Below are 17,156 nucleotides of genomic sequence, written 5' to 3'. Positions count from 1 at the left end.
CCCGTCGTCGCCTTGGTGAGCCATTACCTCACCAACTAGCTGATAGGCCGCGAGTCCATCCTTGACCAAAATTCTTTCCAACTCCTAGCCATGCGGCTGAAGCTCGTATCCGGTATTAGACGCCATTTCTAGCGCTTATCCCAGAGTCAAGGGCAGGTTACTCACGTGTTACTCACCCGTTCGCCACTAATTCCTGGAGCAAGCTCCAGTTCATCGTTCGACTTGCATGTGTTAAGCACGCCGCCAGCGTTCGTCCTGAGCCAGGATCAAACTCTCCGTAAAAGAAAAAACAGCACAACCGGAATAGGCCATGACTGCTGAATTTGATGCTGACTAAAGAACAAAACAATCTGACGATTGTTGTTGTCCATCAATCTCAAAGAAACCTAAACACCACTCACAACCCCACCGAAAGATGAAGCCACAAGCAATGCCAGGGTATAATTTGGCATTTGACAATGTGCACGCTGTTGAGTTCTCAAGGACCAAACGCACTCGAGTCCCGGTCCGATAAGACCTTCGCTCGAAGCTGCTGTGGAACCATACCATCCTGGTGGACCAAGTCAAACTGACTCGATTTCCGATCTTCACCGCGTGAAGACCAGCGCCTGGCGTGAACCAGAGGATGGATTTGAAACCCTACCACACGATTCTCACGTCGTAAACGACTTGGTCTCGGGGAGGATGTCACCACTTGAGGCCGGTGAGCTCCGGATCGGGACCATTTCTGGTCGCTGTCCTGGCCGCTCCGCCGCACCTTTGGGCTGACTCGGATTACTTTACACAGGCCCTCGGCCCCACCCCCAAATCTCCATGCATCCCGGGCGTGTCGCACCGGCGAGGCCCGTAAACACCGGGATTCGTGCGCCCGCGCGTCCAGGACGAGAAGAAGCCCGCTCCCTCGAGGAGGAGAGCGGGCTTCGGGGTCGTAGCCTGCGGGCGCCGGGTCAGACCTGCACGGTCACGCCGGCCAGCGTCTTCTTGCCTCGCCGGAGCACGACGACTCCCCCGTCGAGTCGGAAGTCAGCCACCACTGCTTCGCCGTTCTCGACCCGGGTGTTGTTGACGTAGACGCCCCCCTCGGCCGTGGCCCGACGAGCCGCGCCCAACGAGGCGACGAGTCCCGTGTCGACCAACGCCTGGGCGATGCTGGTCGTCGCATTCGCCGTGGCCGACGGCAGCTCGGCGATCGCACTGGCGAGCGTCGACCGGTCGAGGGCCGCGAGGTCACCTTGGCCGAAGAGGGCTGCGGCAGCGTCGATGGCCGACCGGGTAGCCGAGGTGCCGTGGACCAAGGCCGTGACGTTCCAGGCCAACGCGCGCTGCGCCTCCCGACGGAACGGCTCGTCGGCGACGGCCTTCGCGAGCCGTTCGATCTCGTCCCGCGAGAGGAACGTGAACACCTTGAGTCGCGGGACGACGTCGGCGTCGTCGGTGTTGAGCCAGAACTGGTACATGGCGTAGGGGCTGGTCAGCTCGGCGTCGAGCCAGACGGCGTTGCCCTCGCTCTTGCCGAACTTGGTGCCGTCGGTGTTGGTGATCAGTGGCGTGCCGATCGCGTGCACCGAGACGCCCTCGGTGCGACGGATCAATTCGGTGCCGCTGGTGAGGTTGCCCCACTGGTCGCTGCCGCCGGTCTGCAGAACGCAGTCGTAGCTGCGGTAGAGCTCGCGGAAGTCGAGACCCTGCAGGATCTGGTAGCTGAACTCGGTGTAGCTGATACCGGCGTCGGAGTTCAGCCGAGCGGCCACGGCGTCTTTCTTGAGCATCGTGTTGACGCGGAAGTTTTTGCCGATGTCGCGCAGGAACTCGATGGCGCTGAGTGGTGACGTCCAGTCGAGGTTGTTCACCACCCGGAGCCCGTTGTCGCCATCGGCCGAGAGGAATTTCTCGACGTGGACGCGGATGCGGTCTACCCACTCGGCCGTCTGCTCGGGCGTCTTGAGCACCCGCTCGGCCGTGGGACGCGGATCTCCGATGAGACCGGTGGACCCGCCCACGAGACCCAGGGGCCGGTGACCCGCGAGCTGGAGGCGACGCATGGTGAGCAACTGCACGAGGTTGCCGAGGTGAAGGCTGGGCGCGGTCGGGTCGAAACCGCAGTAGTAGGTGATCGGCGGGCCGGCGAGAAGGGTCTTCAGGGCATCGGCGTCGGTCGAGACGTGCACCAGGCCGCGCCACTGCAACTCGTCCCACACGTCGTCGAACGAGGGATCGTTGCTCTGGGCGGCCAGGACGTCTGCGGTCGTTTCACTGGTCACGCGTGAAACGCTACCAGCGGGCACCGTCCCCGCCTTCACGCCCCACCGCGTCGTCGCGAGACGGCGGCACGGTACGGCGAGACCGTGGGATCGCCCTCGAGCGAGAACCGCCAGGGGAAGGCGTCGCCGCCGGCGGGACCCGACACACCGACACGCGGGCCGGCGGCGATCGGGCCGACCGGTGCGGACGGGAGTCGCAAGCGGAACCGCGCCTCCTGACCGGGGGTCTCGGCGACGAGGCGTGAGCCGTCGTCGTCGAGTTCGATGCCCAGGGCGGAACCGAGCCGGCCGGGACCACGGGCGAGGTCCGTCGGCGTCCGTGACGTCGACCGGCGCGCTCGCACCTCGTCGACGCCCGCCACCACCTCACCCGCGCGCAACAGGACACCGGACGCGTAGCCCTCGGGCCCGCACACGACGTTGACGCAACGATGGATGCCGTACGACAGGTACACGTAGAGCGTCCCACCGCCCTCGAACATGCTGCCGTTGCGGGCCGACGGGCCCCGGTGAGCGTGCGAACCAGGGTCCTGCCCCTGACCGTGGTAAGCCTCGACCTCGGTGAGGCGCACGCCCACGCCACCCGACCAGAAGACCGAGCCGAGGAGGCGCGGTGCCACGGCCAGGGCCGGCTCGGCCAGCAACGCCGCCAGCACGTCGTCAGCGGATGTCGTCGTCATCGCTCCCCCGGGCTCACTGCGACCGTCGCGTTCAGAAGAAGCGCTGGCCGCTGGCGACCGCGATCACCGCGACGGCGACGAGCACCGCCACGGAGATCGCGACGACGACCGGCACGACCCAGGTGCGGACCGACCGGTCGTCGCCTGACCCCGCTCGTCGACGACTCATGCCGCCGCCGGGGCGAGGGCCTGGACGAGGTGACGCATCTGCTCGGTCAGCTGCGCGAGCTGCTCGGCGACGCGCTCGGGAGCCGTGCCGCCGGCACCGCGACGGCTGGCGATCGATCCCTCGACCGTCAGGACCGGCCGGATCTCGGGCGTGAGATGTGCCGAGATCGACCCATACTGCTCGTCGCTGGGCTCGTGCAACTCGAGGTCGTGCTGCTCGCAGAACCGGACCAGCTCGCCGCTGATCTCGTGCGCGTCGCGGAAGGGCACGCCCTGTCGGACCAGCCACTCGGCGACGTCGGTCGCCAACGAGAACCCCTGCGGAGCGAGAGCGGCCATGCGCTGCTCGTCGAAGTCCAGCGTCGCCACCATGCCCGTGAAGGCCGGCAACAGCACCTCGAGCTGTGACACGGAGTCGAACACCGGTTCTTTGTCTTCTTGCAGGTCGCGGTTGTACGCCAGCGGCAGCCCCTTGAGCGTCGCGAGCAGACCCGTCAGGTTGCCGATCAGGCGCCCGGACTTGCCGCGGGCCAGCTCGGCTATGTCGGGGTTCTTCTTCTGCGGCATGATGCTCGACCCGGTCGAGAACGCGTCGTGCAGACGGACGAAGCCGAATTCGCGAGTGTTCCAGAGGATGATCTCTTCGGCGAGCCGGGAGAGGTCGATGCCGATGGACGCCGTGACGAAGGCGAACTCGGACACCACGTCGCGACTGGCGGTCGCGTCGATCGAGTTCTCGGTCGTGCGGTCGAAACCGAGATCCGTCGCCACGAGCAGCGGATCCAGCCCCAGCGAGCTGCCCGCGAGGGCACCCGCACCGTAGGGCGAGGCGCCGGCCCGGCGCGACCAGTCGCGCAAGCGCTCGAGGTCACGGACCAGAGGCCAGGCGTGGGCGAGCAGGTGATGCGCGAGCAATACCGGCTGGGCGTGCTGGAGGTGCGTGCGGCCGGGCATGACCGCCGTCGGGTGGGCCGTCGCCTGCCCCGCGATGGCGTCGACCAGGTCGACGACCTGCCGACCGATGACCCGGGCGTGGTCACGCAGGTACAAGCGCACGAGTGTGGCGATCTGGTCGTTGCGGCTGCGCCCCGCCCTCAGCTTGCCCCCGAGTTCGACGCCCGCGATGCCGATCAACCCTCGCTCGAGCGCGGAGTGCACGTCTTCGTCGGACTCGGCCGCGGTGAACGTGCCGTCGAGCACGTCCGACTCGAGCCGGTCGAGCGCCGAGATCATCGCGTCGAGCTCGGAACCGTCGAGGTACCCCGCCGCGGCCAGGGCCCGGGCGTGCGCACGGGACCCCGCGATGTCGTACGACGCCAGCTGCCAGTCGAACTGCGTCGACTTGCTCAGCGCCGCGAGTTCGGCGGACGGCCCGGAGGCGAAGCGGCCGCCCCACAGGGCACCCGCCTCGCCCGCGCGCTCGTTCTTGCCGGGCACGTCGCCGAACCCGATCGCGTCGGTCACGCCCCGTGGGCCAGATCGCGACGAGCCGAGATCTTGCTGGGCAGCGACCAGATCTCGATGAAGCCCTTGGACAGGGACTGGTCGAAGGTGTCACCCGTGTCGTAGGTGGCGAGGTCGAAGTCGTAGAGGCTCGCGTCGCTCTTCTGACCGGTCACGACGGCACGGCCGCCCTGCAGCTTGAGACGGATCTCACCCGACACGTACTTCTGCGTGTCGTCGATGAAGACGTCGAGCGAGCGCTTCAGGCCCGAGAACCACAGACCGTCGTAGACGAGGTTCGACCACTCGGCCTCGACCCCGCGCTTGTACCGGCCGAGGTCGCGCTCGATGGTCAGGGCCTCGAGCGCCTCGTGCGCGGCGATCAGCGCCATCGCGCCGGGTGCCTCGTAGACCTCGCGGCTCTTGATGCCGACGAGGCGGTCCTCGACGACGTCGATGCGGCCGACGCCGTGCTTGCCCGCGAGCTCGTTCATGCGCTCGACGATGCCGAGCGGGGTGAACGCCACACCGTCGATCGCGGTCGGAACGCCGGCCTCGAACGTGATGACGACCTCGTCGGCGTCCTTGACGACCGCCGGGTCCTGCGTGTACTCGTACAGGTCCTCGATGGGAGCGTTCCACGGGTCCTCGAGGAACCCGGTCTCGACTGCACGACCCCAGACGTTCTTGTCGATCGAGTAGGGGTTCTTCGCGCTCTGGCGGATGGGCAGGTCGTGCTCTTCCGCGTACACGATCGCCTTGTCGCGGGTGAGGGCCAGGTCGCGGACCGGGGCGATGCTCGTCAGGTCGGGCGCGAGGGCCGCGACGGCCGCCTCGAAGCGGACCTGGTCGTTGCCCTTGCCGGTGCAGCCGTGGGCGACGCTGTTCGCGCCCAGCTCTTTGGCGACCGACGCGAGGTGGCGGGCGATCAGCGGGCGGCTGAGAGCCGACACCAGCGGGTAGGTCTTCTGGTACAGCGCGTTGGCCTTGAGGGCCGGCATCAGGTAATCGGTGCCGAACTCCTCTTTGGCGTCGACGACGACCGACTCGACCGCGCCGCAGTCGAGGGCACGCTGACGGATGTCTTCCATGTCCTCACCGCCCTGTCCGACGTCGACGGCGAGGGCCACCACCTCTTTTCCGGTGGCATCGGCCAACCAGCCGATGCCGACCGAGGTGTCGAGGCCTCCTGAGTATGCGAGGACGACGCGTTCCGCCATGGTTCTCCTTGTGTGGTGTGGGTGTGTCTACGTGTGAGGTGGTGGGGGTGCTCAGCGGGCCAGCAGCCAGGTGAGCAGCGCCTTCTGGGCGTGGAGCCGGTTCTCGGCCTCGTCCCAGATGACGCTGGTCGGGCCGTCGATGACGTCGGCCGTGACCTCGTACCCGCGGTCGGCGGGGAGGCAGTGCAGGAAGATCGCGTCGTCGTCGGCCCGGGCCATCAACGCCTCGTCGACCTTGAACGACCCGAAGACGGCGACGCGCTCGTCTTTCTCGTCTTCTTTGCCCATCGAGACCCAGGTGTCGGTCACGACGACGTCGACGCCGGAGACGGCCTCGATCGCGTCGGTCGTGACCAGCACCGAACCGCCCGTGCGTGCGGCGATCGCCTCGGCGTCGGCGACGACGGTCGGGTCGGGCAGGAAGCCCTCAGGGGCGCCGATCCGGACGTGCATGCCGGCTGTCGCACCGGCGAGCAGGTACGACTGGCCCATGTTGCAGCGTCCGTCACCGACGAAGGCGACCGAGAGCCCGGCGAGCGTGCCCTTCTTCTCGCGGATGGTCTGCAGGTCGGCGAGTAGCTGGCACGGGTGGAAGTCGTCGCTCAGCGCGTTGACGACGGGGACGGTCGTCCCGGCCGCCATCTCTTCGAGCCCGGCCTGGGCGTAGGTGCGCCAGACGATGGCCGACACCATCCGCTCGAGCACGCGTGCGGTGTCGGACGGGGTCTCTTTGCCACCCAGCTGGCTGTTCGCCGTCGCGATGATCAACGGGCTGCCGCCGAGGTCGGCGATGCCGACCGCGAACGACACCCGTGTCCGCGTCGACGACTTGTCGAAGATGACGGCGACGGTCTGCGGACCGGCGAGCGGGCGCTGCGACCAACGATCGCGCTTGAGCTCGTCGGCGAGGTCGAGCACCTCGAGCTGCTCGGCCGTGGTCAGGTCGTCGTCCCGGAGGAAGTGGCGGGTCATTCGAGGCCTTTCAGGACGGTGGTCATGGTCTGGGTGAACTCGGCGATCTCGGCGTCGCCGACGATCAACGGAGGGGCGAGGCGGATGCTCGAGTCGTTCGGTGCGTTGACGATGAGGCCGGCCTCGAGGGCATCGGCAGCGACCCGGGCCGCGACGGGCTTCGAGAGCCCCAGGCCGATCAGGAGGCCGTTGCCCCGGATCTCGCGGACCAGGGGCGAACCGATGGACTCGACTGCCGCACGCAGCTGGTCACCGCGGACGATCGCGTTGAGCACGAGCTGGCTCGCCTCGATCTCGCCGAGCACCGCGTTGGCCGCGGCCGTGGCGAGGGGGTTGCCGCCGAAGGTGCTGCCGTGCTGCCCGGCCTCGAACAGGTCGGACGCGTCGCCGAAGGTGATGAGCGCACCGATGGGGACTCCCCCGGCGATGCCCTTGGCGACCGTGATGGCATCGGGGACGATGTCGTGCTGCTGGAAGGCGAACCACGAGCCGGTGCGGCCGATGCCGGTCTGGATCTCGTCGAGGATCAGGAGGGCCCCGTGCTTCGTGGTGAGCTCGCGGGCGCGCTCGAGATAACCGTGGGGCAGGTCGACGACGCCGGCCTCGCCCTTGATCGGCTCGACGAACAGGGCCGCCACCGTACCGTCGAAGGCCGCCTCGAGTGCCTCGAGAGTCGTGTCGATGTGCTCGACCCCGGGCATCATCGGCTCGAACGGCTCGCGCAGGGCGGGCTTGCCGGTCAGGGCGAGGGATCCCATGGTGCGCCCGTGGAACGAGTTCTGCAGGGCCAGGATGCGGGTGCGGGTGCCGTCGCCGCGGTTGAGGCGCGCCAGCTTGACCGCGGCCTCGTTGGCCTCGGCTCCGCTGTTGCCGAAGTAGACACGCCCACGCTCGCCGGCGCCGCTGATGCGGGTCAGCCGTTCGGCGAGCTCGACCTGAGGGGCCGTCGCGAAGTAGTTGGAGACGTGGATCAGCTTGCTCGCCTGCTCGGTGAGCGCCTCGACGAGCACCGGGTGGGCGTGTCCGAGGGCGTTCACGGCGATGCCCGCCAGGAAGTCGAGGTAGCGCTTGCCGTCGACGTCCCACACCTGACAGCCCTCGCCGCGGTCGAGCATCACCCGGGGAGTGGACAGCGAGCGCATCATCGAGTCGCCGAATCGGCGCTGCCAGGTACCGCCTTGGGTCTGGATCTTGGTCACGACTGTCCTTTCGTGTCGGCGCCGCTCGCGGCAGGGCCACCCGGGGCGGTGCCCCCGGTGGTGACGATCTCGCCGGCGGACGTGCCGAACGAGGTGACGACGGGGGCGCCGGTCGACGCCGCCCGGTCGTCCGGGACCACCTCGGTGCCCGACCCGCGCTGGGTGAACACCTCGAGGAGGATCGAGTGCGGGATGCGACCGTCGATGATGGTCGCCCCGCCCACGCCGCCCACGACCGAGTCGAGGCAGGCGCGCATCTTGGGGATCATGCCCGACTCGAGGGTCGGCAGCATGTCGGTGAGGGCCGAGACCGTGATGGCCTCGACGAGCGAGTCGCGGTTCGGCCAGTCGGCGTAGAGGCCCGCGACGTCGGTCAGGACGACGAGCTTGGCCGCACCGAGGGCGATGGCCAGCGCGCCGGCCGCGGCGTCGGCATTGACGTTGAGGGCGTGCTCCGGCTCGGTCGGGTTCGTCGCGATGGACGAGACGACGGGGATGCGTCCTGCCTCGATCTCGGCCAGCACCGAGGACGGGTCGACGTGCGTCACGTCACCGACGTGCCCCAGGTCGAAGGTCTCGCCGTCGACCACCACACCGCGCTTGCGACCCTCGAACAAGGTCGACCCCTCGCCCGAGACGCCCCGGGCGAGATCGCCGTGCTCGTTGACGAGGTCGACGATCTCGCGGTTGACCTCACCGGCCAGGACGTCACGCACGACCGAGATCGCCTCGGTCGACGTGTAGCGGTAGCCACCTCGGAACTCACTCTCGATGCCTGCCGCGTCGAGGGCGGCCGAGATCTGGGGGCCCCCACCGTGAACGACCACCGGGTGCAACCCGGCGTACCGCAGGTAGACCATGTCCTCGGCGAACGCCTGCTTGAGGGCGTCGTTGACCATGGCGTTGCCGCCGAACTTGACGACGACGACCTTGCCCGAGAAGCGCTTCAGCCAGGGCAGGGACTCGATCAGCGTCGAGGCCTTGACCGCGGCCAACTCTTGCTCGTCGGCCGCCGTGGTGCCGATGCTCGTGTGGACGCCCATCAGCTGGAGTAGGCGCTGTTCTCGTGCACGTAGTCGTGCGTGAGGTCGTTGGTCAGGATGGTCGCCTCGACCGGGCCCGTCTTCAGGTCGACGAGCACGTGGACCGCCCGCGGGGTGAGGTCGACCTCGTCGCTCGGCCGGTCGGGAGCACCGGCGTGGCACACCCGGACGCCGTTGATGGTCACGTCGACGTCGTAGGGGTCGAATTCGGCCGAGGTGGTGCCGATCGCCGCGAGCACCCGACCCCAGTTGGGGTCGTTGCCGAAGACGGCCGCCTTGAACAGGTTGTTGCGCGCGATGGACCGACCGACCTCGACGGCGTCGTCGTCGGACGCCGCCCCCACGATCTCGATGCGGATGTCGTGCGAGGCGCCCTCGGCATCGGCCTGCAGCTGTTCGGCGAGGTCGGCACAGAGCGCTGTGACCGCCGCCGCGAAGTCGTCGGCAGGAGGCGCCACACCGGACTCGGCGCTGGCCAGCAACACGACGGTGTCGTTCGTCGACATGCAGCCGTCCGAGTCGAGACGGTCGAAGGTGACCCGGGTGGCCTCTCGGAGTGCGGAGTCGAGTCCCGACGCGTCGACCTCGGCGTCGGTCGTGAGCACCACGAGCATCGTGGCGAGGCCGGGGGCGAGCATGCCCGCACCCTTGGCCATTCCGCCGACGACCCATCCGTCTCGTGAGACGACGGCCTGCTTGGGCTTGGTGTCGGTCGTCATGATGGCCGTGGCCGCGTCGAGGCCACCGTCGACCGACAGGGCGCCCGCCGCCGCGGTGGAGCCGCTCAGCACCTTGTCGCGGAAGGTCTGGTCGCCGACTCCGATCAGTCCCGTCGAGCAGACGAGGACGTCGGTCGCCGACAGGTCGAGGGCCGCGGCCACGGTCTCGGCGGTGGAGTGGGTCGTCTGGAAGCCGAACGCACCCGTGAAGCAGTTCGCGCCTCCGGAATTGAGGACGACCGCGTCGACGCGACCGTCGGCGACCACCTGCTGCGACCAGAGGACGGGGTTCGCCTTCGCCCGGTTGCTGGTGAAGACGGCCGCCGCGGCGGTGCTGCGACCACGGTTGACGACCAGGGCGACGTCGGGTGCGCCCGTGCTCTTGAGACCGGCGACGACGCCGGAGGCCTCGAACCCGGCTGCTGCGGTGACGCTCACGGGGCGACTCCGTTCTGGCCGAGGCCGGTGGTCTCGGCGAGGCCGAGGGCGATGTTGGCGGATTGGACGGCGGCGCCGGCCGTGCCCTTGACGAGGTTGTCGATCGCGGTGACGACGACGACGCGGTCGGCGGCCTCGTCGACGGCGAGACCGATCAAGGCCGTGTTCGCCCCGATCGTGTCGGCCGTGCGCGGGAACTCCCCCTCGGGCAGGAGGTGCACGAAGGGCTCGTTCGCATAGGCCTGCTGCCACGCCGACCGGACGTCGTGGACCGTCACCCCCGGCGCCAGACGGGCGGTCGTCGTCGCGAGGATGCCCCGCGACATCGGCACGAGCACCGGCGTGAAGGAGACGTTCACCTCGGTCGCACCGGCCGCGCGCAGGTTCTGCTGGATCTCGGGGACGTGACGGTGACTGCCGCCCACGCCGTAGGCGGACGCCGACCCCATCAGCTCGCTCGCCAACAGGTGCGTCTTCAACGCCTTGCCCGCCCCGGACGGGCCCACGGCCAGCACGGTGACGATGTCCGAGGTCTCGACGACACCGGCCTGGACCCCCGGCGCGAGCCCCAGGGTGACGGCCGTGACGTTGCAGCCGGGTACCGCGATGCGCGTGGCCCCGACCAGGGCGTCGCGTTGACGGCCCGAGGTGTCGCCCAGGACCAGCTCGGGGAGGCCGTACGACCACGCCCCGTAGAACTCGCCCCCGTAGAACGCCTGCCAGGCGGATTCGTCGGTCAATCGATGGTCGGCCCCGCAGTCGACGACGAGCGTGTCGTCGGGTAGCTGGGCCGTGATCGCCCCGGACTTGCCGTGGGGCAGGGCGAGGAACACGACGTCGTGGCCCGCGAGGGCTTCGGGCGTCGTCTCGACCAAGGTCAGGTGCGCGAGGGAGCGCAGGTGCGGCTGGACCGAGAGCAGTCGTTGACCGGCGTTCTGGAACGCGGTGACGGTCTGCACCTCGAAGTCGGGATGCTCGGCCAGCAAGCGCAACAGCTCACCACCGGCGTAACCACTCGCGCCGGCCACGGCAACGGAGAAAGGCATGCGTCCACCCTAATGTTCGAATCGGCCTGGGATCAGGGGCGGCGGCGCCGGGCGAGTGTCAGTCGCGGAGCGCCGCCCCGAATCGCTCACCGGCCAGGCGGACCGAACCGGACTTCGCCTCGGAGGCCTCGGCGGCGGTGAGGGTGCGGTCGTCGGCCCGGAAGCGCAGCGCGAAGGTGAGCGACTTCGACGCGTCGGGCAGCCCGGCACCCCTGTAGTCGTCGACCAGCCGGACGGTCTCGAGCAGAGGACCGGCGCCCTCGCGCACCGTGGCGAGCACGTCGCCCGCGGGGACGTCGACTCCCACCACGAGAGACAGGTCTTGAGTCGCCGCGGGGTAGGACGACAGGGCCGAGGTGACCGGTTCGACGACGGCGAGGGAGATCAGCCGATCGAGGTCGAGTTCGGCCACCGCCACGACCCGGGGCAGGTCGAGCTCGGACGCCACACTCGGCAACAGCTCGCCCGCGATGCCGACGACCTCGTCACCGACGAGCACCTCGGCCGTTCGGCCCGGGTGCAGCGAGACGTGATGCGCCTGACGGAAGGTGACCTCGGCGGCGACCGCGGACGCGGCGACGCGCACGGCGTCGAGCACGTCGGCGAGGGAGGCCGGGGCGGCCGGTTGCCCCGGGGCGCGGTCGAGGGCCGTGCCGACCGTCAGCAGGCCGAGGTGTCGCGGCTGGGGCGGGAGGCCCTGGGCGAGGGCGGCCAGCGTCGCCTCGTCGGGGCGGGCGGCCCCGAACGGCACCTCGTCGCTGCCGTAGACGACGCCTTCGGCGGGGAGGAAGACCGTGCCCACCTCGAACACCGAGAGGTCGACGAGACCGCGACCCAGGTTGCGGCGGGCGACCTCGAGCAGGCCCGGCACGAGGGACCGCCGCAACTCGGGAGCCGCCGAGTCGAGAGGGTTCGCGAGTCGGACGGCGGGCAGCGCGCTGCCGTCGGCCGAGCCGAAGGCGAGGTTCTGGGCCGACGAGACGAACGGGTACGCGGCGACCTCGGTGGAGCCGGCCGCGGCGAGCCCGTTCGACACCTGCCGACGCAGCTGCTGCTCGCGCGACAAGCCGCGACCGGCCGGGGCGACGGGCAGCACCGAGGGGATGCGGTCGTACCCCGTGATGCGGGCGACCTCTTCGACGAGCGACGCGGAGTCGACCAGGTCGGTGCGCCAGGTCGGCGGGGTCACGAGCCAGTCGTGACCGGAACGCTCGACGCGCGCCCCGATGGCCGTGAGGGCGCCCGAGACCTCGTCGTCGGTGTAGTCGACGCCCATGAGGCGCACGGCACGGTCGGCAGGCAGGGTGATCGTCTCGGGAGGGGTGGACTCGTCCCACCTCGACCCGAGCGTGTCGGCCGTGCCGCCGGCGAGCTCGACGAGCAGGTCGACCACGCGCTGTGCGGCCGCCTCGGCCACCTGCGGGTCGACACCGCGCTCGAAGCGCTTGGACGCCTCGCTCGGCAGCTTGTGGCGGCGGGCGGTCCGCGCGATCGACGTGGGGTCGAAGGTCGCGGCCTCGACGAGGACGCCGGTCGTGGTCGCGCCGATCTCGGTGGAGGCGCCGCCCATGACACCGGCCAGGCCGACGGCACCCGACTCGTCGGCGATCACGAGGTCTTCGGCGTGCAGGTCGCGCACCTGGCCGTCGAGGGTCTCGAGGCGCTCACCCGGTGCCGCCCGACGGATCGAGAGCCCACCACTGACCTTGTCGATGTCGTAGCCGTGGATCGGCTGGCCGAGCTCGAACATGACGTAGTTGGTGACGTCGACCGGCAGCGAGATGCTGCGGACACCGGCCAGCCGCAGGCGAGATGCGAGCCACGGAGGGGTCGGTAGGGTCGCGTCGATGCCTCGGACGACCTTGGTGGTGAAGGTCTGCACACCGATGCGGTCGCGCACCGGGGCCTGGTCGTCGACCACGACCGGGAAACCGGAGGACGGGGTCGGCGAGACGAGCGACGCGGGGTCTCGGAAGGTCGCCCCCGTGGCATGCGAGTACTCGCGGGCCACCCCGCGGATGCTGAAGGCGTAGCCCCGGTCGGGCGTGACGTTGATCTCGACCGCGGCCTCGTCGAGGCCCAGCAGTGCGATCGCGTCGGTGCCGACCTCGGGGTCGAGACCGAGTGACGAGAGCACGAGGATGCCGTCGTGCTCGTCGCCGAGGCCCAGCTCGCGGCTCGAGGCGATCATGCCGTCGGAGACGTGCCCGTAGGTCTTGCGGGCGGCGATGGGGAAGGGCCCGGGCAACACGGCACCAGGCAACGACACGACGACCTTGTCGCCGACGACGAAGTTGTGGGCGCCGCAGACGATGCCACGGACGTCGTCGGGGTCGGTCGAGGCGTTCGGGCCGACGGCGACCTGACACCAGTTGATCGTCTTGCCGTTCTTCTGCGGCTCGGGCGTGAACTCGAGCACCTGACCGACCACGAGGGGCCCGGTCACGTCACCGACGTGCACGTCTTCTTCTTCGAATCCGACCGACACGAGGGCGGCGTGGACGCCCTCGAGCGACACGTCGTCCGGCAGGTCGACGAACTCGCCCAGCCAACTCAACGGAACCCGCATCAGACCACCATCCCGAACTGCTCGCTGAACCTGACGTCGCCCTCGACCATGTCGCGCATGTCGTTGAGGTCGTTGCGGAACTGGAGGGTGCGTTCGATGCCCATGCCGAAGGCGAAGCCCTGGTACTTCTCGGGGTCGATGCCCGCCGCCCGCAGCACGTTCGGGTTCACCATGCCGCAGCCGCCCCACTCGACCCACCGCGCGCCGCCCTTGGCGTTCGGCTGCCAGACGTCCATCTCGGCGCTGGGCTCGGTGAACGGGAAGTAGTTGGGGCGCAGCCGGATCTGCGCCTCGGCACCGAACATCGACCGAGCGAGGTGTTCGAGGGTGCCGCGCAGGTGCGCCATCGTGAGGCCCTCGTCGACGGCGATTCCCTCGAGCTGGGTGAAGACGGGCGTGTGCGTCGCGTCGAGCTCATCGGTGCGGAACACCCGACCGAGCGCGACGTTGTAGACCGGCAGCTCTTTCGAGAGCAGCGTGCGGATCTGCACCGGCGACGTGTGCGTGCGCAGGACCAGGTGACGGTCGACCGGGTCGACGAAGAACGTGTCTTGCATGGCCCTCGCCGGGTGGTCGGCGTCGAAGTTCAACGCGTCGAAGTTGAACCACTCGTGCTCGAGCTCGGGCCCCTCGTTGACCTCCCACCCCATGCCGACGAAGAGGTCGGCCATGCGCTCTTGCAGCAGCGCGAGGGGGTGCCGGGCACCCGCGCGACGGCGCGACGGCAGAGCCGTGACGTCGACGGCCTCGGCCGCGAGCCGGGCGTTCTCCTCGACGACGGCCAACTCGGCCTCGCGCGTGGCCACCGCCTGGCCGACACGACCGCGGGCCTGGCCGACGAGCTTGCCCGCCGCGGCCTTCTGGTCGTTCGGCAGGTCGCGCAGCCCGGCGTTCAGCCGTGCCAGCACCGAGGCCTCGCCGACGTGCTGTGCACGCGCGGTCTTGAGTTCGGCGACGGTCGCGGACGTGGCGATCGCCACGAGGGCGGCATCGACGGCCGACGCGACGGCGTCTTCGGAGAGGGGCACGGAGTCTGACACGAGAACCAAGCTTAGCGATCGTTCGGACCTGGCCCGCGCCTCCTGATCGGACGATCGGGGCCGACGAAGGAGAGCGCCGCCCGCGACCCGCCCCGCGAACGCCGCCCGACCTCGCTCGTAACATCCGATCCTGGTCAGCGCCTCAAAAGTGACTAACCCTCGGGTATAGCGTCGAGAGCCATAGTCCTCTACCAGGAGGACTCCTACCGAAGGAGACATGATGAAGAAACTCGCAGCCACCCTAGGTACAGCTTTCGTGTTGGTGTTGACGAGCATGGCCGTCGCCGCTCCGGCGAACGCGGCGACCCAGACCCGGACCACCAACTTCACGTACAACGACGGGGTGCAGGACTTCAGCTGCTCGCAGACCGCGACGCTGACCGTCGGTGACATCACCGTGGTGGGACGCGCCACGGTGACCTGCTCCGGACAAGGCGACCTCGTGACCATCGGGGTGAACGGCACGCTCCAGGCGGGGTCGGGTGACCTCCTCGAGGCCACCAACACCTGCTTCACGACGAGCACGTGCACGGGGGCGGCGACCGTGCCCCGTGACGTCAGCGGTACGCAGTACTGCTTCTCGGGAGGCATCGTCAGCCTCGACTTCACGCCCTTCGTCCCCGGAAGCGAGGTGGCGCGCTTCTGCACCACCGCGTGATGCGTGCATGACACGTGAACGCCCTGCTTCGACGGCCTCCCGCACGCGGGAGGCCGTCGTCGTCGGAGGTCCGCAGACCGCCACTGCCTCAGGATCTGAGATCTCGCCCACCCTCGGACGGCGCGGTCGGTCGTGAACCGCCGTCCGACGCCGGAAGCCCAGGGCCCCCGAGGGGACGACGGCGTCGCCGTCGAGCCAGGACCCCACGTCGACCGGTGCGGCGATCCGCCACGCGCACGACGTACGAGAACAGGAGGTTGGTCAGCAGGTACACGAGCAGCACCACCGCGAACAACGTGAAGGTGTACGTGCTGCCGTACGAGGTCCCGAGCCGGTTCAGTCCCCGGCGGGTCAACTCGACGTAGCCCACGATGTATCCGAGCGAGGTGTCCTTCAACAGCACCACGAGTTGCGCCAGGATCACGGGCAGCATCTGCCGGAACGCCTGGGGGAACTCGATGGCGAAGCGGGTGCGCACCGGCGAGAGCCCGATGGCGAGACCGGCTTCGCGCTGACCGCGTGGAAGGGCGGCGATGCCCGAGCGCAAGGCCTCGCCGATCAGCGCGCCGTTGTACACCGCAAGCGCCAGGACGACGGCCCAGAACGCGCCTGTGGAGAAGACCAGGAGGATGAACAGCATCATCAGCAGCACGGGCATGCCGCGGAAGAACTCGAGCACGATCGTCGTGGGAACCCGGACCCACGCGGTGCGGGCCGTCCGCAGGAACGAGAAGAGCACCCCGACGGCCACGGCGAGGACCGAGGCCACTGCCGCCGCGCGGACAGTCGCGAGCCACCCGGCGCCGATGTTCCGCCAGAGGTTCCGGTCGAGCAGGATGTCCCACCGGGACGGGTCGAGCACGCTCGCCGTGACGGCACCGTTGGCGCTGACGCGGGGGCGACCGAGGAGGTACAGGACGTAGCCGACGAGGGCGAGGACCAGCACGACGCCCACCACCGAGATGATGCGCGAGAGACGGCGGGCCCTGGGGCCAGGGGCGTCGTAGAGGACGTTCGTGCTCATCGCAGGACCGCGACCTTCTTCTCGACGAAGGCCGCGACGCGACCCAGGGTGATGGTGACGACGAGGTAGAACACGGCCACCGACAACAGAGCCGTGATCACCGCGTCACCCCGGTCGTTGGCGATGTACTTGCCGGCGGCGAAGAGCTCGGCGACGAAGAACCCGCCCGCGACCGACGTGTTCTTCGTCAGCGCGATGACGACGTTGATCAACGGAGGGATCACCATGCGGAACGCTTGCGGCAGGATCACCAGGGTGAGCGTCTGGCCGAAGCCGAGACCGATGCTGCGTGCCGCCTCGGCCTGACCGACCGGCACCCCGTTGACTCCGGACCGCACGGCCTCGGCGACGAACGGCGAGGTGTAGACCGTGAGTCCGATGGTCGCCAGCGTGAAGTAGCCGATGCCGACGCCGAGGTAGGGCAGCACGAAAGCGCAGAAGAACAGCACCAGCGTCAGCGGGATGTTGCGGATGGCCTCGGTGTACGTGGTGGCGAAGACACGGAACGACGCGACCGGCGAGATCCGCATCGCGGCGACGACGAACCCGATGACGATCGCGCCGACGCCGGACAGCGCGAGGAGCTGCAACGTCGTGACGAAGCCGCCCCAGAAGCGGGGCCAGTTGTCGGTCACGGCGTCGAAGCCGGGGATGACGTCCAAGGGATTCAACGGGG

15 protein-coding genes and 1 rRNA gene are annotated in these 17,156 nt (G+C 69.1%); 1 reads left to right on the top strand and 15 read right to left on the bottom strand.

Annotated features, from left to right (window positions below; translation table 11 throughout):
* The 13 genes from EDF50_RS15300 to pheS all read right to left on the bottom strand — a co-directional run.
* A 16S ribosomal RNA gene (locus EDF50_RS15300) occupies positions 1-282 on the bottom strand; the annotation flags it as partial.
* Between the two features lie 665 nt (positions 283-947).
* Positions 948-2,261 carry a tyrosine--tRNA ligase gene (gene tyrS / locus EDF50_RS15295; protein ID WP_233570670.1) on the bottom strand — a complete coding sequence of 438 codons (1,314 nt, stop codon included), beginning with the start codon at positions 2,259-2,261 and terminating at the stop codon, positions 948-950.
* Positions 2,262-2,296: 35 nt separating this feature from the next.
* The gene (locus tag EDF50_RS15290; RefSeq protein WP_123520353.1) at positions 2,297-2,941 is read right to left on the bottom strand and encodes a DNA-3-methyladenine glycosylase; all 645 of its coding nucleotides are present in this window, start codon (positions 2,939-2,941) and stop codon (positions 2,297-2,299) included.
* 31 nt (positions 2,942-2,972) lie between these two features.
* Positions 2,973-3,110 carry a hypothetical protein gene (locus tag EDF50_RS16730; protein ID WP_158612743.1) on the bottom strand — a complete coding sequence of 46 codons (138 nt, stop codon included), beginning with the start codon at positions 3,108-3,110 and terminating at the stop codon, positions 2,973-2,975.
* The gene (gene argH / locus EDF50_RS15285; protein WP_233570669.1) at positions 3,107-4,573 is read right to left on the bottom strand and encodes an argininosuccinate lyase; all 1,467 of its coding nucleotides are present in this window, start codon (positions 4,571-4,573) and stop codon (positions 3,107-3,109) included. The genes EDF50_RS16730 and argH overlap by 4 nt, the downstream gene beginning before the upstream one ends.
* Positions 4,570-5,772 (bottom strand): argininosuccinate synthase, encoded by a 1,203-nt coding sequence (locus EDF50_RS15280; protein ID WP_123520352.1) that lies wholly within the window; start codon positions 5,770-5,772, stop codon positions 4,570-4,572. Before EDF50_RS15280 ends, argH begins: the two co-directional genes overlap by 4 nt.
* A 51-nt stretch (positions 5,773-5,823) precedes the next feature.
* A complete protein-coding gene (argF, locus tag EDF50_RS15275) occupies positions 5,824-6,744 on the bottom strand; it encodes an ornithine carbamoyltransferase (protein WP_123520351.1) in 921 nt (306 codons plus the stop codon).
* Positions 6,741-7,943: an acetylornithine transaminase gene (locus EDF50_RS15270; protein ID WP_255410096.1), complete on the bottom strand. Its 1,203-nt coding sequence runs from the start codon at positions 7,941-7,943 to the stop codon at positions 6,741-6,743. Before EDF50_RS15270 ends, argF begins: the two co-directional genes overlap by 4 nt.
* Positions 7,940-8,986, bottom strand: a complete 1,047-nt coding sequence (argB, locus tag EDF50_RS15265; RefSeq protein WP_123520350.1) for an acetylglutamate kinase — start codon at positions 8,984-8,986, stop codon at positions 7,940-7,942. The genes EDF50_RS15270 and argB overlap by 4 nt, the downstream gene beginning before the upstream one ends.
* Positions 8,986-10,143 (bottom strand): bifunctional glutamate N-acetyltransferase/amino-acid acetyltransferase ArgJ, encoded by a 1,158-nt coding sequence (gene argJ, locus EDF50_RS15260; protein ID WP_123520349.1) that lies wholly within the window; start codon positions 10,141-10,143, stop codon positions 8,986-8,988. Before argJ ends, argB begins: the two co-directional genes overlap by 1 nt.
* Positions 10,140-11,189 (bottom strand): N-acetyl-gamma-glutamyl-phosphate reductase, encoded by a 1,050-nt coding sequence (argC, locus tag EDF50_RS15255; RefSeq protein ID WP_123520348.1) that lies wholly within the window; start codon positions 11,187-11,189, stop codon positions 10,140-10,142. The genes argJ and argC overlap by 4 nt, the downstream gene beginning before the upstream one ends.
* A 58-nt stretch (positions 11,190-11,247) precedes the next feature.
* Complete coding sequence (pheT, locus tag EDF50_RS15250; protein ID WP_123520347.1) at positions 11,248-13,758, bottom strand: phenylalanine--tRNA ligase subunit beta; 2,511 nt, start codon at positions 13,756-13,758, stop codon at positions 11,248-11,250.
* A complete protein-coding gene (gene pheS, locus EDF50_RS15245; protein WP_123520346.1) occupies positions 13,758-14,798 on the bottom strand; it encodes a phenylalanine--tRNA ligase subunit alpha in 1,041 nt (346 codons plus the stop codon). Before pheS ends, pheT begins: the two co-directional genes overlap by 1 nt.
* Before the next feature lie 220 nt (positions 14,799-15,018).
* On the opposite strand from pheS, the gene EDF50_RS15240 reads away from it, so the two are divergent.
* The gene (locus tag EDF50_RS15240; RefSeq protein WP_148076854.1) at positions 15,019-15,456 is read left to right on the top strand and encodes a hypothetical protein; all 438 of its coding nucleotides are present in this window, start codon (positions 15,019-15,021) and stop codon (positions 15,454-15,456) included.
* 88 nt (positions 15,457-15,544) lie between these two features.
* Here the strand turns inward: EDF50_RS15240 and EDF50_RS15235 are convergent, their stop codons facing one another.
* Positions 15,545-16,480, bottom strand: a complete 936-nt coding sequence (locus EDF50_RS15235; RefSeq protein ID WP_123520344.1) for an ABC transporter permease subunit — start codon at positions 16,478-16,480, stop codon at positions 15,545-15,547.
* On the bottom strand, positions 16,477-17,142 hold the full coding sequence (locus tag EDF50_RS15230) for an amino acid ABC transporter permease (protein WP_123520343.1): 666 nt from the start codon (positions 17,140-17,142) through the stop codon (positions 16,477-16,479). The genes EDF50_RS15235 and EDF50_RS15230 overlap by 4 nt, the downstream gene beginning before the upstream one ends.
* Positions 17,143-17,156: the final 14 nt, after the last annotated feature.

Origin of the sequence: Frigoribacterium sp. PhB24 (assembly GCF_003755185.1) — a bacterium.
Taxonomy (GTDB): Bacteria; Actinomycetota; Actinomycetes; order Actinomycetales; family Microbacteriaceae; genus Frigoribacterium.
The sequence above is the reverse complement of the archived record's forward strand: the minus strand, read 5'-3'. Positions and strand labels throughout refer to the sequence as shown.

What these genes read in the sequence shown, in the direction of transcription:
- argF (WP_123520351.1), bottom strand. Translation starts at nt 6,744, where the DNA reads ATGACCCGCCACTTCCTCCGGGACGACGACCTGACCACGGCCGAGCAG.
- EDF50_RS15290 (WP_123520353.1), bottom strand. Translation starts at nt 2,941, where the DNA reads ATGACGACGACATCCGCTGACGACGTGCTGGCGGCGTTGCTGGCCGAG.
- pheT (WP_123520347.1), bottom strand. Translation starts at nt 13,758, where the DNA reads ATGCGGGTTCCGTTGAGTTGGCTGGGCGAGTTCGTCGACCTGCCGGAC.
- EDF50_RS15235 (WP_123520344.1), bottom strand. Translation starts at nt 16,480, where the DNA reads ATGAGCACGAACGTCCTCTACGACGCCCCTGGCCCCAGGGCCCGCCGT.
- argB (WP_123520350.1), bottom strand. Translation starts at nt 8,986, where the DNA reads ATGGGCGTCCACACGAGCATCGGCACCACGGCGGCCGACGAGCAAGAG.
- EDF50_RS15280 (WP_123520352.1), bottom strand. Translation starts at nt 5,772, where the DNA reads ATGGCGGAACGCGTCGTCCTCGCATACTCAGGAGGCCTCGACACCTCG.
- EDF50_RS15240 (WP_148076854.1), top strand. Translation starts at nt 15,019, where the DNA reads ATGAAGAAACTCGCAGCCACCCTAGGTACAGCTTTCGTGTTGGTGTTG.
- EDF50_RS16730 (WP_158612743.1), bottom strand. Translation starts at nt 3,110, where the DNA reads ATGAGTCGTCGACGAGCGGGGTCAGGCGACGACCGGTCGGTCCGCACC.
- argC (WP_123520348.1), bottom strand. Translation starts at nt 11,189, where the DNA reads ATGCCTTTCTCCGTTGCCGTGGCCGGCGCGAGTGGTTACGCCGGTGGT.